The following is a 25,194-nucleotide window of genomic DNA, read 5'->3' as shown; positions in this document are numbered from 1 at the left end:
CCCGGACGCCGTCGTTCACCGACGCTTAACCCGCCGCCCGTAGCGTGCCGCCGTGCCCGACAGCCCCGCTCGCACCACCCGAACCGCCCGACCGGCCGAGGTTCCGGCCGCGTCACCGACGCCCGGCCTGATGCTGCGCGGCGATCAGGCGCCGCCCCCGAGGACCCTGATCGACATCCTGACCGAGTCCGCCCGCCGCTTCCCGGACGCCTCGGCACTGGAGGATGCGGCCGGCGCCCTGAGCTACCGCGAACTGCTCGCCCGGGTCCAGGCGGGCGCGGCGGTGCTGCGCGAGAGCGGCATCCGGCGCGGCGACCGGGTCGGCGTGCGGATGAGCTCCGGCTCCCGGGACCTCTACCTGGCCATCCTGAGCGTGCTGACCGCCGGTGCGGCCTACGTCCCGGTGGACGCCGACGACCCGGAGGAGCGCGCCGAGCTCGTCTTCGGCGAAGCGGACGTGCGCGGCGTGCTCACCGACGCCGGGCTGCAGCTGACGGGCGAGCAGGACGCCCGGCCGGTGTTCGCCGCGGAGGCGCCGCATCCGAGCACCGCCGCCGTTCCGGTCATCGAGCCGCCGACGCCGGAGGACGACGCCTGGATCATCTTCACCTCCGGCTCTACGGGCACGCCGAAGGGGGTCGCCGTCCGGCACCGGTCGGCGGCCGCGTTCGTGGACGCCGAGGCGCGACTGTTCCTGCAGGAGGAGCCGATCGGCCCGCAGGACCGCGTGCTGGCCGGGCTCTCGGTCGCGTTCGACGCGTCCTGCGAGGAGATGTGGCTGGCCTGGGGTCACGGCGCGTGCCTCGTACCGGCCCCGCGGTCGCTGGTCCGCACCGGGATGGACCTGGGCCCTTGGCTGTCCGCCCGCCGCATCACCGTCGTCTCGACCGTACCGACCCTCGCCGCCCTCTGGCCCGTGGATGCGCTCGACAACGTGCGCCTGCTCATCTTCGGCGGCGAGGCCTGCCCGCCCGAATTGGTGATCCGCCTCGCGCTTCCGGGCCGCGAGGTGTGGAACACGTACGGACCGACCGAGGCGACCGTCGTGGCGTGCGCGGCGCCGCTGGTGCCGGGCGAGCCCGTCCGGATCGGTCTCCCGCTCGACGGCTGGGACCTCGCGGTCGTGGACGCCGAGGGGAATCCGGTGGCGGACGGCGTCGGCGGCGAGCTCGTGATCGGCGGCGTCGGCCTCGCTCGCTACCTGGACCCGGCGAAGGACGCCGCGAAGTACGCCCCCATGCCGACCCTCGGGTGGCAGCGCGCCTACCGCAGTGGGGACCTCGTCCGCTTCGACCCCGAGGGACTGTTCTACCTGGGCCGCGCCGACGACCAGGTGAAGATGGGCGGCCGCCGCATCGAGCTCGGCGAAGTGGAGGCGGCGCTGCAGCAGCTGCCGGGCGTCTCGGGTGCAGCAGCCGCGGTACGCCGGTCGGCGGCCGGCAACGACGTGCTGGTCGGCTACCTCGCCGTCCCCGATCCGGACGCCTTCGACCGCGCCGCGTCCCTTGCGCACCTGCGAGAGACGCTGCCCGCCGCGCTGGTGCCCCTGCTGGCGGTCGTCGATGAGCTGCCGGTCCGCACCTCGGGCAAGGTCGACAAAGCCGCCCTGCCCTGGCCGCTCGAGGACGCCGACGCCGACGGTGCAGGGGCCGCGACCGACGACCCCGTGGCGCAGGCGCTCGCCGCGGACTGGCGCAGCGTCCTCGGACTCCCCGTGTCGAGCCCCGACGACAACTTCTTCGACCTCGGAGGCGGCTCGCTCGCCGCGGCGCAGCTGGTGTCGCTCATCCGGCAGCGGCATCCCGACATCACGGTCGCCGACATCTACGCGACCCCGCGATTCGGGGCGATGGCGCAGGCGCTGGCCGAGAGCTCGCCGTCGTCGTCCGCGGGGTCGACGCACGTCGTGCCTCCGACGCCGTTCCGCATGCGCGCGCTGCAGACGGTGCTGGGCGTCCCGCTGTTCATCCTGGGCGGGATACGGTGGCTGCTCTACCTGCTGACGGCGTCCCTCCTGCTGCGGCCGCTCGGCGGCTTCGACGTACTGCCCGCGGTCGACCCTGTCTGGCTGATCATCGGCCTCGTGATCTTCGTCACGCCGTGGGGACGCATGGCCATCGCGGTGGTCGCCGCCCGGCTGCTGCTTCTCGGCGTGAAGGCGGGCGACCATCCGCGCGGCGGCGGCGTGCACCTCCGCCTGTGGCTGGCCGAGCAGGTCGCCCACCAGGTCGGCGCCGCCAGCCTCGCCGGGGCACCATGGATCCTCTACTACGCCCGCGCGCTCGGTGCGACGATCGACCGCGGCGTCGACCTGCACACGCTCCCGCCGGTGACCGGGATGCTGCGGATCGGCGCGGGCGCCTCGATCGAGCCCGAAGTGGACCTGGCCGGGTACTGGATCGACGGCGACGTCGTCCGCATCGGCGAGATCCGGATCGGCGCGGGCAGCTCGGTCGGCGCGCGCAGTTCGCTGATGCCCGGCACCAAGATCGGCCGCAACGCGACCGTCGCTCCGGGCTCCGCGGTGTTCGGCCGCGTTCCGGCGGGGCAGAACTGGTCGGGCTCCCCGCCGTCCGCGTCGGCCGTGCGCACGACTGGTGGCCGCAGGAGCGCCCGGAGCGCCGCACGCGCTGGGTGGCCGCGTATGCGGTCGCCTCGAGCGTCGTCTCCCTCGTGCCGGTGTTGGCGCTCGCCGTCGGCGCGGCCGTGGTGGCCGTCTTCGTGCGCGGCGCGACGGATTGGTGGGATGTCGTTGCACGCACAGCCATCGGTCTCGTCCCCGGCACGCTCGCCGCCGGTGTCGTGCTCGCCGCGCTGGTCGTCGTCCTGGTCCGCCTGCTCGGCATCGGGATGCGCGAGGGCGTGTACGCGGTGCGCAGCCGCGTCGGATGGCAGGCCTGGTCGACGGAGCGCCTGCTCGACCTCGCGCGCACCATCCTGTTCCCGCTGTACTCGAGCCTGTTCACCCCGGTGTGGCTCCGGATGCTCGGGGCGCGCGTCGGCCGCGACGTCGAGGCGTCCACGGTGCTGCTCCTCCCCCGGATGACGCGCATCCGCGACGGCGCGTTCCTCGCCGACGACACGCTCGTCGCATCGTACGAACTGGGCGGCGGGTACGTCCGGATCGCCAACGTCGACATCGGGGCGCGCGCCTTCCTCGGCAACTCCGGGATGGCGGGCGCCGGCAACCGCGTGCCGCGCGACGGTCTCGTCGCCGTGCTCTCGTTCGCCCCACGCAAGGCGAAGGCGGGGTCGTCCTGGCTCGGCTCCCCGCCCGTGCGGTTGCGACGGCAGGCGCAGGATGCGGACCTCTCCCGCACCTTCGAGCCGCCGGTCCGCCTGCGCGTCGCGCGCACCGCGTGGGAGCTGCTGCGCATCGTTCCGGTGTTCGTCACCTGCGCCATCGGGCTCGGCGTCGTCATCGCGCTGGGCGCCATCCACTCGGCATGGGGGCTCGCGTGGGCGATCGTGCTCGGCGGACCGGTGCTCATGCTGGCCGGGGCCGTCGCCGCCGCGGTGAGCACAGCGGCCAAGTGGGTGCTGCTCGGGCGGCTGCGCGCGGGCGAGCATCCGCTGTGGTCGTCCTTCATCTGGCGCAGCGAGGTGTCGGACACGTTCACCGAGATGGTCGCCGCTCCCTGGTTCGCCTGGGCCGCGGCCGGCACCCCCGCGCTGGTGTGGTGGCTCCGCAGCCTCGGCGCCCGGATCGGCTCCGGGGTGTGGATCGACAGCTACTGGCTTCCGGAGGCCGACCTGGTCACGCTCGGCGACGCATCCACGGTGAATCGGGGCTGCGTGGTGCAGACGCACCTGTTCCATGATCGAATCATGAGCATGGACCAGGTCACCATCGAGCGCGGCGGCACACTCGGCCCGCACAGCGTCATCCTGCCCGCCGCCGACATTGGCCGGGAGGCGACGGTCGGGCCGGCGTCGCTCGTGATGCGCGGCGAGACCGTCCCGGCCGGCAGCCGGTGGAGCGGCAACCCGATCGGTCCGTGGCGCGAGGTCGTCGTGCGCGAGTACCGGGCGCGGGTCGGCGGATGACGGACGTCCCGCCGCACAGCTACCTCCCCGCTCGGGCACCGACGACTACGCGGTGCTGCAGTACGACCTCGACCTGAACTACCGGGTGGCGACCAACCGGCTGGACGCGACCGCCGTCATCCGTGCCCGGGCCGCCGTGGATCTCGCCGCGGTCGTGCTCGATCTGGTCCACTTGAAGGCGAAGCGCGTCCGGTTCGACGGGCGGCGTGCGCGATTCTCCCAGAACGCGACGCATCTGCGGATCACGCCGCCCGCGGTGCTGGCGCCGGGTACGGAATTCACTGTGGAGGTCGCCTACGACGGCTCCCCGCGCCGCGGCGCACCCGATGGGGGACGCTCGGCTGGGAGGAGCTGACCGACGGCGTCATCGTCGCCGCGCAGCCCTCCGGCGCGCCGACGTGGTTCCCCTGCAACGACCGGCCCTCCGACAAGGCCGCCTACCGCATCCGGATCACCACCGAGCAGGCGTACACCGTGCTGGCGACGGGCGAGCCCACCGGCCACAGCGTGACCGGAGGCCGCGGCACCTGGAGCTTCGAACGCGACGAGCCGACCGCCACCTACCTCGCCGCCGTGCAGATCGGCCGCTACACCCTGGAGCGGCGCCACACCGACGGCGTGGACTGGGCCGTCGCCTATCCCCCGGCCCTCGCCCGCCGTGTGCTGCACGACTTCGAGCCGGTCGGCCGGATGCTGGAGGTGTTCCAGCGACGGTTCGGACCGTACCCATTCCCGTCGTACACGGTCGTCGTGACCGAGGACCCGCTGGAGATCCCGCTCGAGTCGCAGGCGATGGCGACCTTCGGGTCGTCGCACGCCGACGGCCGCGGCGGCTCGGAGCGGCTGATCGCCCACGAGCTCGCCCACCAGTGGTTCGGCAACAGCGTCGGCCTGGCATCCTGGCGCGACATCTGGCTGAACGAGGGCTTCGCCTGCTACGCCGAGTGGCTGTGGTCGGAGGGGTCGGGAGGACTGTCAGCGGGCGCCCACGCCCGCGCGCACCACGCCCGGCTGCGGCTCGCGGCCAAGGATCTGCTCCTCGGCGACCCGGGGCCGGACGACATGTTCGACGATCGGGTCTACAAGCGCGGCGCCTGCCTCCTCCACGCGCTGCGCAAGCGCATCGGCGACGAGCGCTTCTTCGAGCTGCTGCACGCCTGGTCGCGGAACCACCGATTCGGCACGGTCACCAGCGCGGATTTCGAGGCGTTGGCACGGGCGTACTCGGAGGAGCCGCTGGACGGGTTCTTCGACGCGTGGCTGCGGGAGACGCGGTTGCCGGCGCTGTGAGGATGAGTGCTGGCTAGCGCTGCTCGGCGGACGTGACGAGGAAGCCCGGTTCGCGGAGGAAGCGGAGGCGGTAGCGCATCCCGTCGAGTGCGGCGGCGCGGAACCGGAGGCGGACGGCGTCGGGCGCGACGCGCAGCCCGCGGCCGTCGGCCTTGAGGACCGCCTCGATCGCCGTCCATCTGCGAAGCGGATCGCCGCGTCCGGGTGCGAGGGAGGCGATGGCCGCGCGCCGCTCAGCGGTGACATCCTCGGGCTCGGCGTCGATGCCGACGGGGTGACGCGAGGCGGCGGCGAAGGCGCGTCCGCCGGCATGGGCGAGGGTCAGATGAATGGGCCTCGATGCGCCCTGCGCGTTCGGCCGTCCGTGCGAGAGGCTGCAATCGGGGCACCGTGCGTCGATGCGGATGCGAAGTTCGCCCACGCTTGCGGCCGCCGCGAACAGGGCGGCGCGACCCGCGAGGAAACGGCGTCGCGCGGCATCGTCCCGCAGACCGTCGAGTCGGGCGCGGTCGCCGTCGGAGAGGCGAGGGAGCGTTTCGTCGACGTCGGTGTCGTACGGCAGCACGACGAAGGCGGGCATCGCATCCTCCGTTCGCCGAATCCGACGGACCGATGCTACCCGGACGCCGCTGTGCGTGCCGGGCATCCAGGACCGGATGGACCCCGCACATGCGCGAGTCGCCGGTCAGCCGTCGGGCCGGCTGCCGGCGACTCGCCGTCAGGGTAAGCGGGACTTCAGTGGGATCAGCGGGCGGTGCCGTTGCTTCCGTCGTCGAAGCGCGGCGCCTCGTGGCGGGGCGCGTGACGCGCGGGGTCGTCGACCGGGGCTGCGGTGTCGTTGGCGGGAACGGTCCCGGCCGGCGCGGTCGTGCCCGCCGGAGCAGTCGTCCCGGCCGGCGCCGCCGTTCCTGTGGTCGCAGCAGCGGGTGCCGCATCGCGGGCGTCCACGTCGCGGCGCGTTCCGTCGTCCACGCGGTTGCCGTTGCGGTCGGTCTTCACGTCGGGGTCGACGCGGTCCGCCTTGCGCAGGGCCTCGTCCGACTCCGCGCGGGCCTTCTCCGCCGCCGCCTGGCGCTCGGCCGATTCGGCCTTCAGCCGCTCGGCGTCGACCTCCGCCTGCTTGGCGTCCGCGGCGGCACGGGCGGCCTTGGCCTCCCGCTCACGCGCGTCCAACTGCGTCTGTGCAGCCGACTGCCGCATCTCCTCGGCACGGCGGCGGTCGGCCTCGCGCTTGCGGTTGCGGCCGACGGTCGCGGCGATGACGGCGATCACGATGACGACGACCACCACGACGACGATCAGGATGATCCATCCGGTTGTGTTCATGCTGGCTCACGGTACTCCGGCGCGCCGAAATAGCTAGGGGATTGAAGGATTGCGCCGATGCGGTGGCCGAAGGGCTTACATCACCCAATGCAAACGTTGTATACTCACAACACACTCCCTAGGCTGGTCATATGGTCAGCAGAGGACGGCACCCCAAGAGTCCGATAGCGAATGTGCTCCGCGCGCTGTCCGGCGAACGGTTCGACGTGCTGCAGATCCACGTCGGCCACCGTTGGGGAAAGGTCATCTGCCGCGCATGCGACGCGAGCCAGGGAATCTGGACGACGCCGAGAGACGCCGACAACCACGCACGACAGCTGGAGCGGTTCGCCGCGAAGCACGACCACGAGGAGGCGCAGGGATGAGCACGCACACGTTCACGGTGCTGCTGGACCGAGAACCGACTGACGAGGACCACGACCGCCTCTACGAGGCCGGGCTCGACGACGCATCGGTGGAGACCGAGAACGGCACCGGTCTGCTGCACGTCGACCGCGAAGCCCCTACGCTCGACGACGCCATCCTGTCCGTCCTGCACGACCTCCGCGTCGCCGGATTCCGCGCAACCGGGCTGCAACAGGACGACCTCGTCTCACTGAAGACGATCGCCCAGCGGGCCGGCCGGTCGTACGAGGGCCTTCGCCTCCTGGCTACGGGGAAGCGCGGCCCCGGCGGCTTCCCTCCGCCCCTCTCGGGCGATGGATGGTCGCTGTACTCCTGGGCGCTCGTGTCGGCCTGGTTCCGTGAGCACTACCAGGTGGGCGACGAGGTCGACGACTACTCGCGAACCATCGCCGTCGCGGATCTCATGGCGCGCGCGCAGCTGATCGCGCACAGTGGGCGCCGACGCATCGACGTCGAGAGCTTCGCAGCCGGTTTCGCCGCGTTCGAGGTGGAGGCCGACGCGCAGAACGCGTAGGCGGACGGGATGGGTGAACGACGGCCACGTCTACCCGGCGGACCACAGCTCCTCAGCCTCCAGCGTCAGATCGACCACCTGACGCAGGAGACCTCCCATCGATGTCGACCTCAGCAGCGTGTACCTGTCGTATTCGCCCAGCGGGGCGCTCGCCGCCAGCTGCCACGCGGCTGCGACCGGATCCTCCGACAGCTCGATGTCCGCATCCGAGGACGACTCCGCGACGCGGGCGACCACGCGGCGGACGACCGCCTCAGCCTCCGCCCGCAGTGGCGCGAGTGCATCGGACCACTCCAGCTCCGGCAGCATCGACAGCTCAGCCCGGGGATACGGGTCCTCGTCGACCCAGCGATCGACCGTGAACCTCCTGGTTCCCACGCCGACGATGATCAGGTCGTCGGCTCCCAGGGCTGCATTCACCAGACGGGCCATCGTCCCGACCGACGCGCGCTGGTCGCCACCCCCGGCTTCGGAGCCGCGCTCGATGAGCACGACACCGAACTCGAACCCCGGTTCGTCCTCGTCGAGGAGTCGCCCGACCATCGTCAGATAGCGCGGCTCGAACACCCGCAGCGGGATGGGTGTGTACGGGAACAGCACGGAGCCGAGCGGGAACATCGGTGAAGCGGCCATACCCCAGTCAAGCACCGGCGCATAGAGTGAAGAAGTGCTCCGACCGCGTCCCGAGATCCCAGCAAAGGGACAGGAGTCCGTCTGGGACTACCCGAGGCCGCCGCGCATCGAGCGCGTCAGCGCGCCGGTCACCATCCGCCTGGGCGGGCAGCTCATCCTCGAGACGCGCGACGTCGTCCGGGTGCTCGAGACCAGCCATCCGCCGGTCTACTACCTGCCCATTGCAGACTTCGCGACCGGGGCGCTGGCCGACGCCGATGGTACATCGTTCTGCGAGTTCAAAGGCACCGCCCGCTATCTCGACGTGTGCGGCGGAGGCGAGGTGCGTCCCGCCAGCGCGTGGAACTACCCGCACCCGTCGCGGGGGTACGAGCTCCTACGCGACCGCGTGGCCGTCTACGCGCAGCGGATGGACGAGTGCACGGTCGACGGCGAGGTCGTCACGCCGCAGACCGGGGGCTTCTACGGCGGCTGGATCACCAGCGCGGTCGTCGGGCCCTTCAAGGGCGCGCCCGGATCGTCGGGCTGGTGAAACCCACCTCGACGAGAGGTGGGTTCGTAGGGCGGACGGGACTTGAACCCGTGACCGAGGAATTATGAGTTCCCTGCTCTGACCAGCTGAGCTACCGCCCCGAGCGGGCCGGCCCCGTCACTCCGGGGCGGGCACGCTGGAGGCCGCGTCCGTCACCGGGTCGGCCACCGGCTCACCACGATACAGGCTCTCGAACGTGCTGATCGTGGTCTGGATGTCGTGTGCGGCGACGATGCGGAGCGATGCGCGCTTGAGCACGTCGAGCTCGTCCTGCGGGAGGCGCAGGACGCTCTCCAGCTTGTCCGCGAGGTCCTGCGCGTCGCCCGGCCGGAACAGGTGTCCGTTCTCGCCGTCGTGCACGAGGTGCGGTAGCGCCATGGCGTTCGCCGCGACCACCGGCAGGCCCGAGGCCATGGCCTCCATGGTCGCGATGGACTGCAGCTCGGCGATGGACGGCATCGCGAACACGGTCGCGCGTGTATAAGCCTGGCGCAGCTCCTGGTCGCTCACGTAGCCCAGGAACTCGACCCGGTCTGCGATCCCGAGGGTTTCGGCCATCGTCTGGAGGTTCTTCAGCTGGTCGCCGCCTCCGACGATCTGCAGGCGCGCATCCAGATCCGCGGGCAGCAGCTTGATGGCGTTCAGCAGCACGTCGATGTGCTTCTCACCGGTGACGCGGCCGACGAAGAGGATGCGGTTCGCCGTGCGCGGCGTGAAGTCGGGCGTGTAGTTCTGCGCTTCGATGCCGCACGAGATGGCGTGCACTCCGCGCAGGCCGGTCGCGTTCTCGAGGAAGTCGGCGGCCTTGCGGGTCGGCGTGGTGACGGCCTCGGCGCGGTCGAAGCTCTTGCGGGCGTCGCGCCACTCGATCGCGATCAGCGCCTTCTGCAGGAACTTCGGGATGACCGTGAACTCCATGATGTTCTCGGGCATGACGTGGTTGGTGGCGACGATGCGGATGCCGCGCTTCTGCGCCTCGTAGGCGAGGCCGCGGCCGACGACGATGTGCGACTGGAAATGCACCACGTCCGGCTTCACCTCGTCGAGCACGCGACGAGCGTTCGCCTTGCTCATCCACGGCAGCGCGAAGCGGAGCCAGTCGTGCGGGTACCAGCGCCAGCTCCGCAGGCGGTGGGCCGTCATCTTCTGGCCCTCGTGCTCCTCGATCCAGGTGCCGTGCCTGCGGCTGGCCGCCGGAGCGACGATGTGGACGTCGTGGCCGCGCTCGACCAGGCCGGCGGCCAGGCGCTCGGCGAAGCGGGCGGCTCCGTTGACGTCGGGGGCGAAGGTGTCGCAACCCATGACGATGGTCAGCGGCTTCTTGGCTGCCGGGGCGGGCGGGGTCTGATGCGGTCCGCTCGTATCAGGCACGTGGTTCGTTCCCTACGGTCGAAGTGTTCGGTTGGCGAACGGGCACATCGTTCGCATTCCGGGCTGCAGGTGGGCCCGGTCGATTCAACGGCCTAGTCTAGGCGGGTTTCGCTCGCCACGTCCGCAATGCGGTCCGCGACCGGCGCGTCCGACGCCGACTGCGGGTGGTACTTCGCGAGCTGGAAGACGCCGAGGATTGCGACCGCACCGGTGAGCGCGAATCCGACCATCGCCCACCAGGGGCACCCGCCGCCTCGTTCAGCACGACGATGCCGATGGTGACCGCGACCAGCGGGTCGATCACCGTCAGCCCCGCGATCACGAGGTCCGGTGGCCCGGACGAGTACGCGTTCTGGACGAAGTACGCGCCGAGTACGGCGGCCAGCAGCAGCGCCACGATGCAGGCGACGAGGAGCCAGTCCCATTCCTGGTTCGAGATGCGGTCGATGGCGACCTTCGCGAGGGTGGCGACGAAGCCGTAGAGCACGCCGGCGCCGACGATGTACATGATCGCCTTGAACCGGTGCCGCAGGAACGCGAAGAGCAGCCCGAAGGCGATCAGCACGACGGCGAGGATGATCAGGATGACGACCAGCGCGCGGCTCGACACCGGCAGATCCCGAGCGAACACGGCGGCCAGCAGCACGAACGCGCCGACGCCGCTGACGCAAAGCGTGACCGCGATCACCGATTGATGGTTCAGCTTCACGCCGCTGACCTTGGCGTTCAGGATGCTCGTGATGACGAGTCCGACGACGCCGAGCGGCTGGACCAGGATGATCGGCGACAGCTTCAGGCTGACGAGCTGGAAGACGATGGCGAGGCCGAGCAGCAGCGTCCCGATGACCCAGGACGGGCGCGCGAGCAGCAGGCCGAGCTGGCGCACGTTGAGTCCGCTCTCGGCATGGCCCGCGTTCGCCTCGACCTTTGCGACGCCGTGGTGCTGCAGCTGGGCTCCGACGGAGAGGAAGACGGCACCGACGAGCGCGACCGGGATGCCCAGGAGCTGGCTGGGCTGATACGACAGGTCGAACGCGTCCATCAGTTCCGTACCCACCTGAACGACCCTACCGGGAATGATCCGGATAGTCTTGCCGAATGGCCGTCCTCCCGATCCGGATCACCGGTGACCCCGTCCTCCACTCCCCGCACGTCCCGTCGAGCAGATCGACGAGGAACTGCGCACCCTGGTGGCCGACATGTTCGAGACGATGGATGAGGCTCCGGGCGTGGGACTGGCCGGTCCCCAGGTGGGCGTGCCGCTGCGCCTCTTCGTCTACGGCTGGACCGACGACGACGACGTCCAGCACCGCGGCGTCGCGATCAATCCGACGCTGTGGCTCAGCCCGGCGGCCGTCGGCGAGCTGGATGAGGACACCGAGTCCGAGGGCTGCCTGTCGTTCCCGGGTGAGCGTTTCCCGCTCCGCCGGTCCGACCGAGCGATCCTCCAGGCGACCGACCTCGAGGGGAACGAGTACGAGGTCCGCGCGGAGGGCTGGCTGGCCCGCATCTTCCAGCACGAGTACGACCACCTCGACGGCGTGCTCTACGTGGACCGGCTGACCCACCCCTTCGGCAAGTCGGCGCAGAAGGTGCAGCGCAAGAACAGCTGGGGCGTTCCCGGCTTGAGCTGGCTGCCCGGGCGCGACCACCTCGAAGACTGAGGGACGCGGCGCTAGCGCCGCAGGTCGAGCCCGTGCACGCCGTTGTGGTGGCGCAGCGCGGGGAACACGACCGACAGGGTGAACCCCACTCCCGGCACGGTCTGCGCGTGCAGCGTTCCTCCGAACAGCGCGGCGCGGTCGCGCATCTCGATGATGCCCGCGCCCTCGTAGTGCTCCGTCAGCGCGCGCACGTCGTCGGCGATGGAGTAGGCGGTCGCCTGGTCGACGCCGTCGCGGTCGAGCCCGAGGCGTCTGGCGGCGGCGCGGATGCCGTCGTCCTCGACGCTCACCTTGAGGCCGTCGGACGTCCACGCGAAGGCGACGGAGGCGTTGGTGCCCGGGCCGCCGTGCTTGAGCGCGTTCTCCAGGCTCGTCTGCAGGATGCGGAAGACGGCCAGCTCGGCGCCCTGCCGCAGCTCGAACCGCTCGCCGGTCTCGGTGAAGGACACCGCGAGTCCGGCGTCGCGCAGCACCCGGAACAGGTCCCGCGCGGAGTGGAGGCTCGGCTGCGGGAGGGAGGCGTCCTGCGCTTCGCGCGCGACCGCCTGCAGCCGGCGCAGGTCCGCCAGCGCATCTCGGGCCGAGGTCTCGAGCGCTCCGACCGAGCGGACAGCCGCGGCGGGATCGGCGTCGGCGGCATACCGAACGCCCTCGGCCTGTGACACCAGCCGGGAGACGGACTGGATGGCCACATCGCCCAGGTCGCCGATGATCCGGAAGCGGCCGGCCTGTTCGGCGAGGTCGAGCTCGCGGTCGATGCGGTCCCACTCGGACTCCTGGCGGGTGTCGCGCAGCCGGCGGCGCAGGGATCGCTCCCTCAGCCACAGCACGAGGAGGATCAGGGCGGCGACGACCGCGATCGCGGCGATCACTGCGACGGCATCCATCCCGTGCTCCTTCCGGCCGCACGCGCGCGCGGCCCCGTCGATCGTACCGGGGCCGCGCGCGGGTCGTCGCCCGCAGTGGATCAGGCGGTGCCGTCGCGGTTGGCGCGCAGCACCTCCAGCCGGGCGCGGTACTCCTGCTCGTCGATGTCGCCGTTCGCGTAGCGCTGCGCGAGGGTCGACTCGGCGGACCGGGTCGCACCGCGCGGACCCCAGGGGCCGTAGCCGCCGTACCCGCCGCGCTCCGCGGCCGCACGACGCCAGCGCCGGCCGAGGAGGCCGAACAGGAGCACGAAGACGAGGATCCAGAAGATCGGGATGAAGATCCACCACCAGCCGACGAACGGCGGTCCGTACGCGACGACGCAGGGCGCTGCGGCGACGGCGGTGGCCAGTGTGCTGAGCATGATGTCTGTCCAATCGGTGTGGTCCGCGCCTGTCGCGGACGTCACTGTCAGCCTCGTCGCGAAGCCGCCCCGCCGAATCCGCCGCCGGGAGCGATCCGCGGTACTCCGCCGGGAGCAGGCGGCGGCGCGAAAGACCCCTGCCGGGAGGCGCCCTCCGGGACGTACGATGCGCGCATGGAGCACGAGGACGGACGGCACGACGACTCTTCGAACGAGGAGCCGGACGACGAGTTGAGCGAGTACGAGAACGACGACGCCGAGATCCGAGCGTCGGAGGAGCGCGAGGCCGGCCTGACGGCGTTCGGCGGCCCGGGCTTCGGCGGGCTGTTCGGCCATCATCGCGACGACGACGGCTTCAACGCGCAGAACAACCCGTGAGGTCGCCGGGCGCCGACCGCGTACTCCCCGGGGAGTAGCCGGGCAGCCGCCGGGAGACGCCCTGAGGCGGATGTGGGCCCCAGGGTGCGTGATTAGCATGAGGGAATGCCCTGGACTCCGCCCGCCGATCGAGGCGAGGGCGCGCGCCCGATGAGCGCGCCCACGGGTCCGGAGAACTGGATGCGGGGGCCGTGGTCGGAGCGGACGCCGCCGCACGGAGTCCGCTGGTTCGCGGCCGTGCTGGCAGCCGTGTTGCAACTGCCTGCCATCGCGATCGCCGGGAGCAACGCCGCGGCCGACCCGCTGGCGCTCGGCTTCGCGCTGCTGGCCTTCGCCGCCTCCTTCGTGCTGCTGCTCGCGCGCCGGCATCCGGGACTCACGGTCGTGGTGATCGCCGCGCTCTGCGCCCCTGCCATCGCGATCACGACCGGGCCGCCGTTCTCGGTCGTGCCGCTGGCTTTCGCGGTGGTGAGCGCCGTCGTCCGCGGCGCGCGGGTGTGGGCGTGGTGGACGCTCGCCGGGTTCGCGGTCGTCGGGCCCGCCGCCGCGTACCTGCTGCGGGGCAATCCAGCGGCCATGATCCGGCCACTCATCGTGGCGCTCATCCTCTGTCTGCTGGTCGGCGTCGGCGAGGCTCTGCGCAATCGGGGCGAGCGCTACCGGGAGGTCGCCCGCTCCATCGCCGCCCGGCGCGAGGCCGCGGCCGAGGCGGAACGGCTCCGCATCGCGCGGGAGCTGCACGACGTGCTGGCGCACTCGCTGTCGCAGATCAGCGTCCAGGCCGGCGTGGGGCTGCACCTGTTCGACTCGCGGCCCGAGAAGGCGCGCGAGAGCCTGGAGGCGATCAAGACGACGAGCAGTCAGGCGCTGGAGGAGGTGCGCGGCGTCCTCGGGTTCCTCCGGGGACCGGACGGGTACGCCGAGCGCTCCCCCGAGCCCGACCTCGCGCGCATCCCGGTGCTCGTGGAGACGTACCAGCGCGCGGGGCTCCGCATCGATTACGCGAATCGGATCGCGTCCACGCCGTCGGCCGCCGCGCAGCTCGCGCTGTACCGGATCGTCCAGGAATCGCTCACCAACATCGGACGGCACGCGCAGGCGTCGCGGGTCGACATCCACCTGGATGAGGCCGACGGCTGGTACGTGCTGACCGTCCAGGACGACGGGCGCGGGCTGCCGGCCGCGTCCGGCCCGGGAGACGACGGCGGCAAGGGGATGCTCGGGATGCGCGAGCGGGCCGAGCTGCTGGGCGGCCGGTTCGAGACGCGAACGCCCGATGGCGGCGGGCTGCTCGTGGAGGCGCGCATCCCCGCAACGCCCGCGGCCGAGGCGGTCGGCTCGTGATCCGCGTGCTGCTCGCGGACGATCAGCTGCTGGTCCGGGCCGGTTTCCGGGCGCTCCTGGAGTCGGAGGACGACGTGGAGGTGGTCGGCGAGGCCGGCACCGGCCGCGAGGCGGTCGAGCTGGTGCGCCGGACGCATCCCGACGTCGTGCTGATGGACATCCGGATGCCCGACGGCGACGGCCTGTGGGCCACCGAGGAGATCGTCGCCGACCCGGAACTCGCGGGCACGCGGATCGTCATCGTGACGACGTTCGAGCTGGACGAGTACGTGGCGCAGGCGATCGTCGCCGGCGCGAGCGGCTTCCTGGTGAAGGACACGGAGCCGGTGGAGCTGATCCGCGCGGTCCGCGTCGTCGCCGCGGGAGACGCGCTGCTCTCCCCCGGCGTGACCCGTCGCCTCATCGAACGCGTATCCGGCGGCCTGCGCCCCGCTCCCGACTCCGCGCGACTGTCACAGCTGACGGAGCGCGAGCGCGAGGTTCTGGCACTGGTCGCGCACGGCCTCACCAACACCGAGATCGGCGAGCGGCTGTACCTCAGCCCGCTCACCGCGAAGACGCACGTGTCGCGGATCATGACCAAGCTGGACGCGCGCGACCGCGTCCACCTGGTCGTGCTCGCCTACGAGACCGGACTGGTGCAGCCCGGCTGGCAGTAGCGCCGTCCGAACACGCAAAAGGCCCCCACCCCGAAGGGTGAGGGCCATACGCTCCCCGACTTGGACTCGAACCAAGAACCTGCCGGTTAACAGCCGGCTGCTCTGCCAATTGAGCTATCGAGGAATGCTTGATCAGCGAAGCTACTCTAGCAAGCTTCCCGGCCGCTCGTGAAATCGGCCGAGCGTCCCGGGTGCGTCGCCGCTCAGTAGCCCGCCGAGGGGTCCACGACACCCACGAAACGGCCGTCGTCGAGAAACGCGCGCACGTTCAGCCGGATGCGTTCCGCCAGCAGCGGCGCCGTCATCTCGGGGGTGTCCGCCTGGTGCGGAGTGATGAGGACGTTCGGCTCGTCCCAGAGCGGGTGCCCGTCGGGCAGCGGCTCCGGATCGGTCACATCCAGCCCTGCGCCCGCGATGGCGCCCGACCGCAGCGCGTCGAGGAGGGCATCGGTGTCCACCAGCCCGCCACGGGCGATGTTGACGAGATAGGCCGTGTCCTTCATCGCCGCGAACTCGGGGGCGCCGAACAGGTGCCGCGTCCCCTCGGTGAGCGCGGCCGCGACGACGACCAGGTCGGCCGAGGGCAGCACCTCGCCCAGCTGGGATGCGGTCACCGTGCGGACAGCGCCGGGCACCGGGGTCTCCGACCGCCGCACGATCGTCACCCGGGCGCCGAACGGCTCGAGCAGCCGCATGAGTTCGAGCGCGATCCCGCCCGCACCGACGATCACCACGTCGAGCCCGTACAGGGAACGGCCTTCCGGCTCCGTGGCCCACGAACGTGCCCGCACCCGTTTCGGGAGTACGCGCAGCAGGGCCAGGGTCAACACGAGCGCGTGCTCGGCGACCGGCTGCGCATAGGCGCCCTTCGCGCTGGTCCAGACCAGCCCCGCCCGGTCCTCCGATGCCAGGATGCCGGCGAAGGCATCCACCCCGGCGAACGGGAGCTGCACCCAGCCGATGCCGGGATGCGCCTCCAGCACCGCCGGGAAGGCCGCGGCGTCCTTGTTCGACAGCCACACGACGCCGCGCGTGCGCTCCGACAACGGCTCGACCGTGCCGCCGGCCGCCTCCACCGCCTCCACGAACTGCTGCTCGGGCTCCGGAAGCACCGCGATCGGTCCGGGCTCGGGGCGGCGGTCCGCGGGAAGCGCGGTGACTTCGTCCGCCATGACCGCCCGGTGCCGCGCGGTGTTCGTCGTCTCGTCCGTGCTCATGCCGTCTCTCCTCATCCGTCCTTCTGCGCCGCACGGCGGGTCGTCGCCGCCCGCTGCGGCCGCCGCTCCGTCCGCTGCTGCGGCGGCTTCAGCGCCTTCGCGAGCCCGGCGACGAAGGGGTGCGTCGGGTCGGCCAGCACCTCCTCGATCGGCCCGTAGCCGACCGGGCGGCCGCCCTGGAGCACCAGCGAGGTGTCCGTGGCACGCCGCAGCACGGCGAGGTCGTGGCTGACCACGACCGCGGAGAAGTCTTCGTGGGTCCGCAGCTGCGCGAGCAGGTCGATCACCGCATCCCGGACCGTCGCGTCGATTCCCGCGGTCGGCTCGTCGGCTATCAGGATGCTGGGGCCCAGCACCAACGCCCGCGCCAGGGCGACGCGCTGCCGCTGACCGGAGCTCAGCTCGTACGGGTACTTGTTCAGCACCGACAGCGGCAGATGCACGGTGTCGAGCATGGTCGCCGCCCGCGCGCCCGCCGCCCGCTTCGGGTAATGCGCATCGCGCTCGAAGATCGGCAGCGCGACGTTGTCCTGGACGCTGAGCGACGGCTCCAGCGTGGCCGCCGCCTCCTGCGGCAGGTAGCCGACATGGAAGGTCACCTCGGCCAGGTCGCGCCTCTTCGCCTTGCGGAGCTTGTGCCCGAGAACCGACGCCTCGCCGCCGCTGATGCGCGGTCCGGGATCGGACGCGCGCGCCGGGAGCACATGCCCGGCGAGCACCTGGGCGAGCGTGCTCTTGCCCGAGCCGGTCTCACCGAGAACCCCGAGCACCTGCCCCCGCTCGAGGCGGAAGCTCACCCCGCGCAGGGCCACGCACGATGTGCTGGGGCCCCGCGCGGGGTATTCGACGGACAGGTCGCTGACGACGATGGCGGGCTCGGAACTCACACCATCGACCCTAAGCGGTCGGCGCGCTCAACCTCCGCAGTTCCTCCCGCCGGTCGGCCTGTTCGGTCGGGTCCGGTACCGGGAGGGACGCGAGCAGCCGCTGCGTGTACGGCTCGCGCGGGTTGCCGAGCACTTCGGCGCCGGTGCCCTCCTCGACCAGGCGGCCGCGGTGCAGCACCGCGATCCGGTCGGCGAGCAGGTCGACCACGGCGAGGTCGTGGCTGATGAACAGCGACGCGAAGCCGAACTCGCTCTGCAGGTCGGAGAACAGCTCCAGCACGCGCGCCTGCACCGAGACATCCAGTGCCGACGTCGGCTCGTCCGCGATGAGCAGCGTGGGCTCCAGCGCCAGCGCCCGCGCGAGGCTGGCGCGCTGACGCTGGCCGCCGGACAGCTCGTGCGGGAAGCGGTCGCCGTAGGCACGCGGCAGCTGCACCGCCTCCAGCAGCTCGTCGACGCGCTTGCGCGCCTCGGCGGGCGAGGAGGCGCGGCCGTGCACCACCAGCGGCTCGGCCACGCACTCGGCGATGGTGAGCAGCGGGTTGAAGCTGGACGCCGGATCCTGGAACACGAACCCGATGTCGCTCCGCACCCCGCGGAATTGCCGTTCACGGACGCCGTTCATCTCGACCCCGAGCACTTCCAGCGATCCGCCGGTGACCCGGTTGAGGCCCGCGATGGCGCGGCCGATCGTGGTCTTGCCGGATCCCGACTCGCCCACCAGCCCCAGCACCTCGCCCGGACGGATCTCGAACGAGACCCCGTCCACCGCGACGAAACCGGGACGGCCGAGGCGGCCCGGGTACTGGATGCGCAGGTCGCGCGCCCGGACGACCGGCGCCAGCTGCGGGCGCTCGGCCCGGGCGATGGCCCGCTCCTGCGTCGCGACCGCGCCCTGCCCGATCTTCGGGACGGCGGCGAGCAGCTTCTGCGTGTACTCCGCCTTCGGCGACGCGAACAGCGTGTGCACGTCCGCCTGCTCCACGACCTTGCCCTGGTACATGACGGCGACGCGGTCGGCCAGGTCGGCCACCACGCCCATGTTGTGCGTGATGAGGACGATCGCGGCGCCGAACTCGTCGCGGCAGCGGCGCAGCAGGTCCAGGATCTCGGCCTGCACCGTCACATCCAGGGCCGTGGTCGGCTCGTCCGCGACGATGAGACCGGGGTTCAGCACGAGCGCCATCGCGATGACGATGCGCTGCTTCTGGCCGCCCGAGAACTGGTGCGGGTAATACTTGACCCGCTTCTCCGGCTCCGGGATGCCGACCCGCTCCAGGATTTCAATGGCCCGCGCCTGTGCCTCTTTCTTCGACAGCTTGGAGTGGGCGCGCAGCCCCTCCGCGATCTGCCAGCCGACCGGATAGACGGGGTTGAGGGCCGTGGACGGCTCCTGGAACACCATGGCGACGTCGGTGCCGCGCACCTCGCGGAGCCGGCGCTTGTCGATGGAGACGATGTCCGCCTGGGTCGCGCCGTCCTTGCTGCGCAGGACGACCGCGCCCGAGGCCGTCGCGGTCTCCGGCAGCAGGCCGAGGATCGTCTTCGCGGTGACCGTCTTGCCGGAGCCGGACTCGCCGACGATCGCCAGGACCTCCCCCGGCGCCACGTTCAGGCTGACGCCGTCGACCGCCTTGACGACGCCGGCGTCGGTCGCGAAACTCACCGACAGGTCGTCGATCTTTACGACGTCGCTCATGGACGCACCTCGATTCCGTGCTGATCGAACGATTCCCCGCCCTCGAGCCCGTCCACTCCGCCGGGGCCCGCGCTCAGCGAGCCGCCGGGGACGACGGACGTCTCGGCGACCTGGCCGGATGCCACCGCGGCACGACGGCGGCCGCGCAGACGCGGGTCGGCGAGGTCGTTGAGACTTTCGCCGACGAGCGTGATGCCCAGCACGGCCAGCACGATCGCGAGACCCGGGTAGATGGCCGTCCACCAGATCCCGGAGGTGACGTCGTCCACGGCCTTGTTGAGGTCGTAGCCCCACTCGGCAGCAGCCGTCGGCTCGATGCCGAAGCCGAGGAAGCCGAGGCCCGCCAGCGTCAGGATGGCCTCCGACGAGTTGAGCGTGAAGATGAGCGGCAGCGTGCGGGTCGAGTTGCGCAGGACGTGACGGAACATGATCCGCCCGTTGCTCGCGCCGACGACCTTCGCCGCCTCGACGTACGCCTCCGACTTGATGCGGACGACCTCGGACCGGATCACCCGGAAGTACTGCGGGATGTAGACCACGGTGATCGAGATCGCCGCGGCGAAGATGCCGCCCCACAGGCTCGACTGGCCGCCGCTGATCGCGATCGCCACGACGATGGCCAGCAGCAGCGACGGGAACGCGTAGATCGCGTCGCAGACCACGACGAGCACGCGGTCGAGCCAGCCGCCGAAGTAGCCGGAGATCAGACCGAGCAGCACGCCGAGGAAGATCGACAGGATGACCGCGACGATGATCACGAGGATGGCGGTCTGCGCTCCCCAGATCACGCGCGAGAACACGTCGTACCCGCCGGAGGTGGTGCCCCAGATGTGGGCGGCGCTCGGCGGCTGCTGCGCGCCGAACGACGTCCCGTCGGCCTTGGTCTGGGAGAAGCCGTAGGGGGCGATCAGCCCGGCGAAGATGGCCACGAGGATGAACACGACCGTGAGCACGAGGCCCACGACGAGCATCCCGCGCTGCAGCCCGACGCTCTGCCGGAGCTGGTGGACGATCGGCAGGCGGTCCCAGAGGGAACGCTTGCGGGAGGTGAGAGCTGCGTTCGACATCTCAGTACCTCACTCTCGGGTCGATGAGGGCCGCGATGACGTCGACCACGAAGTTGGTGAGGGTCACGATCACCGCGAGCAGCACCACCATGCCCTGCACGGCGACGAAGTCGCGCGCCTGGAGGTAATGCACCAGCTGGAAGCCGAGTCCCTTCCACTCGAAGGTCGACTCGGTCAGCACCGCGCCGCCGAGCAACAGGGCGATCTGCAGGCCGATGACCGTGATGATCGGGATGAGGGCCGGCCGGTAGGCGTGCTTGCGGAGCAGCCGCGACTCGGGCACGCCTCGGGAGCGGGCGGCGTCCACGTAGTCGGTGGACAGCGTCCCGATCACGTTCGTGCGCACCAGACGCAGGAAGATGCCCGCGGTCAGGAGGCCCAGGGCGATGCCGGGCAGCAGGGCGTGGAGCAGCACGTCGCCGACGACGGCCGGGTCGCCCGTCTGGAACGCGTCGATGAGGTAGATGCCGGTCTTGTTGTCGAGCGTCTGCATCTCCAGTTCGGAGCTGGTGGATGCGCGTCCGGCGACCGGGAGCCAGCCCAGCCAGATCGAGAAGATGAGCTTCAGCACGAGGCCGACGAAGAACACGGGCGTGGCGTAGAAGAGAATCGCGAAGATGCGAAGCGTCGCATCCTGCGCCTTGTCGCGGTAGTACGCCGCGATGAGACCGAGCGGGATGCCGACGATGAAGGCGACGATCAGCGCGTAGAACGCGAGCTCGAGGGTCGCCGCGCCGTAGGTGATGAGCACCTGCGTGACCGGCTGGTTGTCCGTGAACGTCGTGCCGAAGTCACCGCGCAGCAGCTGGCCCAGGTACTCGAAGTACTGGACGATGATCGGCCGGTCGTAGCCGGCCTCGTGCACCCGTTGTGCGAGCTGCGCCGGGGGCAGCTTGCCGCCCAGCGACGCGGTGATCGGGTCACCGGTCGACCGCATCAGGAAGAAGACGACGGTGACCAGGATGAAGATCGTGGGGATGATCAGGAGAGCGCGGACCAGGATGTAACGGCCGAGGCCGCCTCCCGATCGCCGCTTCGCCTTCGTCCGCTCGGGGCCGGGGGTCGTCCCGGCGTCGGCGGTGCTGACAGTCGCTGTCATGGAAGCCAATCGTGGTGGTTCGTGGAGAGGGTGGCTCGCTGCGTCAGCGAGCCACCCCGGTTCAGCTCAGAGCGTTTTCGCTCGTCGCCGAGGTTACTTCGAGAGCGCCCCGTAACGGAACTTGAAGGAGGCGTCGAGCGTCTTGTCCGCGCCCGACACGCCCTTCGCGACGACCGCGACCTGCGAGCCCTGCAGCAGCGGCAGGGTGCTCAGGTCGGCGCCCACCTTGGCCTGGATCTCCTCGATCAGCTTGGTGCGCTCGCCCTTGTCGGTCGTGCCCGCCTGCTTCGCGATGAGGTCCTGGACCTCGGCGTTGTCGTAGTGGTTCGCAAGGAAGTTGTCCTTGATGAAGAACGGCGACAGGTAGTTGTCGGCGTCGGAGTAGTCCGGGAACCAGCCGAGCTGGTAGGCCGGGTACACGTCGGCGGTGCGGTCCTTCGAGTACTGGACCCACTCGGTCGACTGCAGGTTGACCTTGAACAGGCCGCCGTTCTCCAGCTGCTCCTTCACGAGCGCGTACTCGTCACCCGAGGACGGGCCGTAGTGGTCCGGGTTGTACTGGAGGTTGAGGCTCACCGGGGTGGTCACTCCGGCCGCCTGCAGCGCCGCCTTCGCCTTGTCGAGGCTCGGGCCGCCGTTGCCGTCGCCGTAGAGGTCCTTCAGCACCGTGGTGGCGCCGGTCAGGCCGTCCGGGACGTAGGAGTACAGCGGGGTGTACGTGCCCTTGTAGACCTGGTCGGCGATGGCCGCGCGGTCGACGAGGTCGGCCGCGGCCTGGCGCACTGCGAGAGCCTTCTTGGCGTCCGCGTCGGACGTGGTGGCGCCGAACGGCTGGGTGTTGAAGTTGAACACGATGTAGCGGATCTCGCCACCCGGGCCCTTGACGACCTTGACCTTGTTGTTGCCCTCGAGGCTCGAGATGTCGGTGGCCGACAGGCTGCGGAAGGCCACGTCGATCGCGTTCTTCTGGATGTCGAGCTTCAGGTTCGACGACTCGGCGTAGTACTTGACGTTCACCTTCGCGGTGGCCGGCTTGCCGAGGATGCCCTTGTAGCCGTCGAACGCCTTGTACGCGATGAGGTTGTTGAAGTCGTAGCTCGTGATGTCGTACTGGCCGGCGAAGGGGTGGCCCTTCACGATCGTGTTGTCCGGCGTGACCTTGTCAGCGGAGAACACCTGCTCGTCGACGATCGGACCGGCCGGGCTCGAGAGCACCTGGGCGAAGGTCTGGTCGTTCGGGACCTTGAGCTTGAAGACGACCGTGGTCTTGTCCGGCGTGGAGACGCTGTCGAGGTTCGCGAGCAGCGACGCGGGGCCGTTGGGGTCGTTGATCTTGATCTGGCGGTCGAAGGTGAATTTCACATCCGACGAGGTCAGGTCGTGGCCGTTCGCGAACTTCAGACCCGGCTTGAGCTTGACCGTGAACTCGGTCGGCGACGTGAAGTCGGCGCTCTCGGCGATGTCCGGCTTGACGTCCGGGCTGCCGTAGGGGCTGTTCAGCAGGAACGGGTAGACCTGGTTCATCACGGCGAACGAGCCGTTGTCGTACGAGCCCGCCGGGTCGATCGACGTGATCTTGTCGGTCGTGCCGACGGTGATCGCGCCGCCACCGCCGCCGGATCCGTTGTTGCTGCCCGAGCAGCCGGCGAGCACCAGTGCCGCGGCCGCGAACGCGGCGGATACGGCGAGCAGGCGCCGTCCACCGTTGTGTGCGGATGTCATATCCGAGTACCTCTTCCTGGTGTGGGATGCGCGGCGGCGTCGTTGCAGGCGTGCGTGATCGCCGTTCGCGTGATGACTTTCCTAGCACGGAATCCTCACGGAACATGCATTCGAATGCGGATCCGGGCGCGATCTTCACACAAGCGCAACAAAAGAGCGCGGAAGGCTACTCGCCGCGAAGGCGACGTCGCTCGGATTCGATGGCGACCATGGCGATCGAGATCTGCCGCCGCAGCTCCGGATCCTCGGTGCGGCCGAGGCGCGCGGTGAGCTCGGCCTTCTCGCGCAGCAGGTCGCGGTCGATGAGGCCGTCGACGATGGAGCGGGCGTAGCGTCCCGTGTCGCCGTCCTGCGGGAGCGCGGCGACCGCCAGGGCGTTGACCGTCGGAGCGTAGGCCTGCGGGACCTCGGCGAGCACGCGGTCCACCCAGCCCGGCTGCGCCAGCGTGGAGAGCTGGCTCGCGATGGCATCGCGCACGACGGCGTGGGTCGGGTTCACGAACGGGACCTGCACCGCGCGGGCGGCCCGCTCGGCGCCCACCTCGCCGGGAAGCTGCAGAAGCACCATGAGGCTTTCGCGCTCGGTGCGCTGGGTCGGGTCGGCCAGGTCGGCCTGCGGGAGCGGGCGCGGCTGCTGCTCTGCGGCGGCGGCGTCGTACGGGGACGTCGGGCGCTCACGGGTGTCGCCGGCGCGCTGGCCTCCACTGCGCTGGGCCGCGCGGACCGCGCGGGTCGCATCCTGCAGCTCGGCGCCGGAGAGGCGGGCGAGCTCGCGGGTGTAGCCGCTCTGCGAGGCAGGGTCGCGGATGGTCGCGACGATCGGGGCGCCGGCGCGCAGGGCGGCGGTGCGTCCCTCCACCGAATCCAGGTCGAACCGCTCGACCACCTGGCGGATCATGAACTCGAACATCGGCTTGCGGGCGTCGATCATGCGGCGCACCGCGTCGTCGCCCTTCGCCAGGCGCAGGTCGCACGGGTCGAGGCCGTCGGGGCCGACGGCGACGTAGGTCTGAGCGGAGAAGCGCTGCTCCTCGCCGAACGCGCGGGTGGCGGCCTTCTGGCCCGCGGCGTCCGGGTCGAAGGTGAAGATGACGGAGCCCTGGCTGTTGTCGTCGCCCATCACCCGGCGGATCACCTTGATGTGGTCGACGCCGAACGACGTACCGCAGGTCGCGACGGCGGTCGTGATGCCGGCGAGGTGGCAGGCCATGACGTCGGTGTAGCCCTCGACGACGACGACCTGGTCCTGTCGCGAGATGTCGCGCTTGGCGAGGTCGAGGCCGTAGAGCACCTGCGCCTTCTTGTAGACGGCGGTCTCGGGGGTGTTCAGGTACTTCGGGCCCTTGTCGTCGTCGAGCAGGCGGCGGGCGCCGAAGCCGATGGTCTGGCCCGTGACGTCGCGGATCGGCCAGATCAGCCGGCCGCGGAAACGGTCGTAGACGCCGCGGTCGCCCTGGGAGACCAGGCCGGCGGCGAGCAGTTCCTCCTGCGTGTAGCCCTTGCCGCGCAGGTGCTTGGTGAGCTCGTCCCAGCTCTTCGGGGCGAAGCCGACGCCGAAGTGGGCGGCCGCGTTCGCGTCGAAGCCGCGCTCCCCCAGGAACCGGCGGCCCGGATCTGCGTCCGGCGCCGAAAGGCGGTTGCGGAAGAACTCCTCGGCGGCGGAGTTGGCGGCGAGCAGGCGGGCGCGGTTGCCCGACCCTTCCGACGGGCCGCCGCCGCCCTCCTCGTAGTGGAGCTGGTAGCCGATCCGCGCAGCAAGACGCTCGACGGCGTCGGTGAAGGACACGTGGTCCATCTTGAGCAGGAACTCGTAGACGTCGCCGCCCTCGCCGCAGCCGAAGCAGTGGTAGCGGCCGACGCCCGGGCGCACGTAGAAGCTGGGGCTCTTCTCGTCGTGGAACGGGCAGAGACCCTTGAGCGCGCCGACACCGCCGGTCTTGAGGCTGACGTAGTCGCCGACGATGTCGGCGATGTTGGTGCGGGCCTTGACCTCTTCGATGTCGCTCTGTCGAATCCGGCCGGCCATGCTCTCGATTCTAGTGAGCCGGA

At 70.9% G+C, this 25,194-nt stretch carries 20 protein-coding genes, 2 tRNA genes and 3 pseudogenes; 9 read left to right on the top strand and 16 right to left on the bottom strand.

The features are described 5' to 3' along the window. Positions 1-130 precede the first annotated feature (130 nt). A pseudogene (locus ACRAWB_RS05870) lies at positions 131-4,047 on the top strand (Pls/PosA family non-ribosomal peptide synthetase). Continuing rightward, positions 4,044-5,337 (top strand): annotated as a pseudogene (locus ACRAWB_RS05865) (M1 family metallopeptidase). The pseudogenes ACRAWB_RS05870 and ACRAWB_RS05865 overlap by 4 nt, the downstream one beginning before the upstream one ends. A 13-nt stretch (positions 5,338-5,350) precedes the next feature. Here ACRAWB_RS05865 and ACRAWB_RS05860 read toward each other — a convergent pair. Together ACRAWB_RS05860 and ACRAWB_RS05855 are read right to left on the bottom strand one after the other, a co-directional pair. Then, positions 5,351-5,917: a 4'-phosphopantetheinyl transferase family protein gene (locus tag ACRAWB_RS05860; RefSeq protein WP_431352462.1), complete on the bottom strand. Its 567-nt coding sequence runs from the start codon at positions 5,915-5,917 to the stop codon at positions 5,351-5,353. Positions 5,918-6,081: 164 nt separating this feature from the next. After that, positions 6,082-6,663, bottom strand: coding sequence for a hypothetical protein (locus ACRAWB_RS05855; protein ID WP_431352461.1), 582 nt, complete (start codon positions 6,661-6,663; stop codon positions 6,082-6,084). Between the two features lie 173 nt (positions 6,664-6,836). On the opposite strand from ACRAWB_RS05855, the gene ACRAWB_RS05850 reads away from it, so the two are divergent. Together ACRAWB_RS05850 and ACRAWB_RS05845 are read left to right on the top strand one after the other, a co-directional pair. Continuing rightward, positions 6,837-7,028, top strand: coding sequence for a hypothetical protein (locus ACRAWB_RS05850; RefSeq protein WP_431352460.1), 192 nt, complete (start codon positions 6,837-6,839; stop codon positions 7,026-7,028). Beyond that, positions 7,025-7,582, top strand: a complete 558-nt coding sequence (locus ACRAWB_RS05845; RefSeq protein ID WP_431352459.1) for a hypothetical protein — start codon at positions 7,025-7,027, stop codon at positions 7,580-7,582. The genes ACRAWB_RS05850 and ACRAWB_RS05845 overlap by 4 nt, the downstream gene beginning before the upstream one ends. A 30-nt stretch (positions 7,583-7,612) precedes the next feature. Here ACRAWB_RS05845 and ACRAWB_RS05840 read toward each other — a convergent pair whose 3' ends face one another. After that, a complete protein-coding gene (locus tag ACRAWB_RS05840) occupies positions 7,613-8,215 on the bottom strand; it encodes an LON peptidase substrate-binding domain-containing protein (protein WP_431352458.1) in 603 nt (200 codons plus the stop codon). Between the two features lie 34 nt (positions 8,216-8,249). Between ACRAWB_RS05840 and ACRAWB_RS05835 the strand changes: the two genes are divergently transcribed. Further along, entirely contained in the window at positions 8,250-8,747 is a 498-nt protein-coding gene (locus tag ACRAWB_RS05835) for a DUF427 domain-containing protein (protein ID WP_431352457.1), read from the top strand. Positions 8,748-8,774: 27 nt separating this feature from the next. On the opposite strand, the gene ACRAWB_RS05830 is transcribed toward ACRAWB_RS05835, so the two are convergent. The 3 genes from ACRAWB_RS05830 to ACRAWB_RS05820 all read right to left on the bottom strand — a co-directional run bounded on the left by ACRAWB_RS05830 (position 8,775) and on the right by ACRAWB_RS05820 (position 11,175). After that, positions 8,775-8,848 (bottom strand) — tRNA-Ile (locus tag ACRAWB_RS05830). 16 nt (positions 8,849-8,864) lie between these two features. Further along, positions 8,865-10,118 carry a glycosyltransferase gene (locus tag ACRAWB_RS05825; protein ID WP_431352456.1) on the bottom strand — a complete coding sequence of 418 codons (1,254 nt, stop codon included), beginning with the start codon at positions 10,116-10,118 and terminating at the stop codon, positions 8,865-8,867. A gap of 97 nt (positions 10,119-10,215) precedes the next feature. Then, the gene (locus tag ACRAWB_RS05820; RefSeq protein ID WP_431352455.1) at positions 10,216-11,175 is read right to left on the bottom strand and encodes a multidrug DMT transporter permease; all 960 of its coding nucleotides are present in this window, start codon (positions 11,173-11,175) and stop codon (positions 10,216-10,218) included. 41 nt (positions 11,176-11,216) lie between these two features. Here ACRAWB_RS05820 and def point away from each other — a divergent pair. Beyond that, positions 11,217-11,782 (top strand): annotated as a pseudogene (gene def / locus ACRAWB_RS05815) (peptide deformylase). Positions 11,783-11,793: 11 nt separating this feature from the next. On the opposite strand, the gene ACRAWB_RS05810 reads toward def, so the two are convergent. Continuing rightward, entirely contained in the window at positions 11,794-12,669 is an 876-nt protein-coding gene (locus ACRAWB_RS05810; RefSeq protein WP_431352454.1) for a sensor histidine kinase, read from the bottom strand. Between the two features lie 80 nt (positions 12,670-12,749). Continuing rightward, on the bottom strand, positions 12,750-13,073 hold the full coding sequence (locus ACRAWB_RS05805) for an SHOCT domain-containing protein (protein WP_431352453.1): 324 nt from the start codon (positions 13,071-13,073) through the stop codon (positions 12,750-12,752). 174 nt (positions 13,074-13,247) lie between these two features. Here ACRAWB_RS05805 and ACRAWB_RS05800 point away from each other — a divergent pair, with 174 nt between their 5' ends. The 3 genes from ACRAWB_RS05800 to ACRAWB_RS05790 all read left to right on the top strand — a co-directional run bounded on the left by ACRAWB_RS05800 (position 13,248) and on the right by ACRAWB_RS05790 (position 15,454). Beyond that, on the top strand, positions 13,248-13,451 hold the full coding sequence (locus tag ACRAWB_RS05800) for a hypothetical protein (RefSeq protein ID WP_431352452.1): 204 nt from the start codon (positions 13,248-13,250) through the stop codon (positions 13,449-13,451). A 105-nt stretch (positions 13,452-13,556) separates the two neighbouring features. After that, entirely contained in the window at positions 13,557-14,795 is a 1,239-nt protein-coding gene (locus ACRAWB_RS05795) for a histidine kinase (RefSeq protein WP_431352451.1), read from the top strand. Beyond that, positions 14,792-15,454, top strand: coding sequence for a response regulator (locus ACRAWB_RS05790; RefSeq protein ID WP_431352450.1), 663 nt, complete (start codon positions 14,792-14,794; stop codon positions 15,452-15,454). Before ACRAWB_RS05795 ends, ACRAWB_RS05790 begins: the two co-directional genes overlap by 4 nt. A 51-nt stretch (positions 15,455-15,505) precedes the next feature. Here ACRAWB_RS05790 and ACRAWB_RS05785 read toward each other — a convergent pair. From ACRAWB_RS05785 to dnaG, 8 genes are all read right to left on the bottom strand, one after another. Further along, a tRNA-Asn gene (locus ACRAWB_RS05785) sits at positions 15,506-15,578 on the bottom strand. A gap of 79 nt (positions 15,579-15,657) precedes the next feature. Then, a complete protein-coding gene (locus ACRAWB_RS05780; RefSeq protein ID WP_431352449.1) occupies positions 15,658-16,671 on the bottom strand; it encodes a D-isomer specific 2-hydroxyacid dehydrogenase family protein in 1,014 nt (337 codons plus the stop codon). 11 nt (positions 16,672-16,682) lie between these two features. Next, positions 16,683-17,558 carry an ATP-binding cassette domain-containing protein gene (locus tag ACRAWB_RS05775; protein ID WP_431352448.1) on the bottom strand — a complete coding sequence of 292 codons (876 nt, stop codon included), beginning with the start codon at positions 17,556-17,558 and terminating at the stop codon, positions 16,683-16,685. A 10-nt stretch (positions 17,559-17,568) separates the two neighbouring features. Continuing rightward, the gene (locus tag ACRAWB_RS05770) at positions 17,569-19,257 is read right to left on the bottom strand and encodes an ABC transporter ATP-binding protein (protein WP_431352447.1); all 1,689 of its coding nucleotides are present in this window, start codon (positions 19,255-19,257) and stop codon (positions 17,569-17,571) included. Beyond that, positions 19,254-20,324: an ABC transporter permease gene (locus ACRAWB_RS05765; protein ID WP_431352446.1), complete on the bottom strand. Its 1,071-nt coding sequence runs from the start codon at positions 20,322-20,324 to the stop codon at positions 19,254-19,256. Before ACRAWB_RS05765 ends, ACRAWB_RS05770 begins: the two co-directional genes overlap by 4 nt. Position 20,325: 1 nt before the next feature. After that, a complete protein-coding gene (locus tag ACRAWB_RS05760) occupies positions 20,326-21,423 on the bottom strand; it encodes an ABC transporter permease (protein WP_363809000.1) in 1,098 nt (365 codons plus the stop codon). 93 nt (positions 21,424-21,516) lie between these two features. Beyond that, entirely contained in the window at positions 21,517-23,145 is a 1,629-nt protein-coding gene (locus ACRAWB_RS05755) for an ABC transporter substrate-binding protein (protein WP_431352445.1), read from the bottom strand. A gap of 166 nt (positions 23,146-23,311) precedes the next feature. Further along, positions 23,312-25,171 carry a DNA primase gene (dnaG, locus tag ACRAWB_RS05750; protein WP_431352444.1) on the bottom strand — a complete coding sequence of 620 codons (1,860 nt, stop codon included), beginning with the start codon at positions 25,169-25,171 and terminating at the stop codon, positions 23,312-23,314. Positions 25,172-25,194: the final 23 nt, after the last annotated feature.

The sequence above is a fragment of the Leifsonia poae genome, assembly GCF_050632865.1.
Classification (GTDB): Bacteria; Actinomycetota; Actinomycetes; order Actinomycetales; family Microbacteriaceae; genus Leifsonia; species Leifsonia poae_B.
This window is presented reverse-complemented; position numbering and strand designations above follow the sequence as displayed.

Excerpts from the sequence above, each read along its gene's own strand:
- ACRAWB_RS05860 (WP_431352462.1), bottom strand. The coding sequence starts at position 5,917 with ATGCCCGCCTTCGTCGTGCTGCCGTACGACACCGACGTCGACGAAACG.
- ACRAWB_RS05855 (WP_431352461.1), bottom strand. The coding sequence starts at position 6,663 with ATGAACACAACCGGATGGATCATCCTGATCGTCGTCGTGGTGGTCGTC.
- ACRAWB_RS05845 (WP_431352459.1), top strand. The coding sequence starts at position 7,025 with ATGAGCACGCACACGTTCACGGTGCTGCTGGACCGAGAACCGACTGAC.
- ACRAWB_RS05840 (WP_431352458.1), bottom strand. The coding sequence starts at position 8,215 with ATGGCCGCTTCACCGATGTTCCCGCTCGGCTCCGTGCTGTTCCCGTAC.
- ACRAWB_RS05810 (WP_431352454.1), bottom strand. The coding sequence starts at position 12,669 with ATGGATGCCGTCGCAGTGATCGCCGCGATCGCGGTCGTCGCCGCCCTG.
- ACRAWB_RS05805 (WP_431352453.1), bottom strand. The coding sequence starts at position 13,073 with ATGCTCAGCACACTGGCCACCGCCGTCGCCGCAGCGCCCTGCGTCGTC.
- ACRAWB_RS05800 (WP_431352452.1), top strand. The coding sequence starts at position 13,248 with ATGGAGCACGAGGACGGACGGCACGACGACTCTTCGAACGAGGAGCCG.
- ACRAWB_RS05795 (WP_431352451.1), top strand. The coding sequence starts at position 13,557 with ATGCCCTGGACTCCGCCCGCCGATCGAGGCGAGGGCGCGCGCCCGATG.
- ACRAWB_RS05780 (WP_431352449.1), bottom strand. The coding sequence starts at position 16,671 with ATGAGCACGGACGAGACGACGAACACCGCGCGGCACCGGGCGGTCATG.
- ACRAWB_RS05770 (WP_431352447.1), bottom strand. The coding sequence starts at position 19,257 with ATGAGCGACGTCGTAAAGATCGACGACCTGTCGGTGAGTTTCGCGACC.
- ACRAWB_RS05765 (WP_431352446.1), bottom strand. The coding sequence starts at position 20,324 with ATGTCGAACGCAGCTCTCACCTCCCGCAAGCGTTCCCTCTGGGACCGC.
- ACRAWB_RS05760 (WP_363809000.1), bottom strand. The coding sequence starts at position 21,423 with ATGACAGCGACTGTCAGCACCGCCGACGCCGGGACGACCCCCGGCCCC.
- ACRAWB_RS05755 (WP_431352445.1), bottom strand. The coding sequence starts at position 23,145 with ATGACATCCGCACACAACGGTGGACGGCGCCTGCTCGCCGTATCCGCC.
- dnaG (WP_431352444.1), bottom strand. The coding sequence starts at position 25,171 with ATGGCCGGCCGGATTCGACAGAGCGACATCGAAGAGGTCAAGGCCCGC.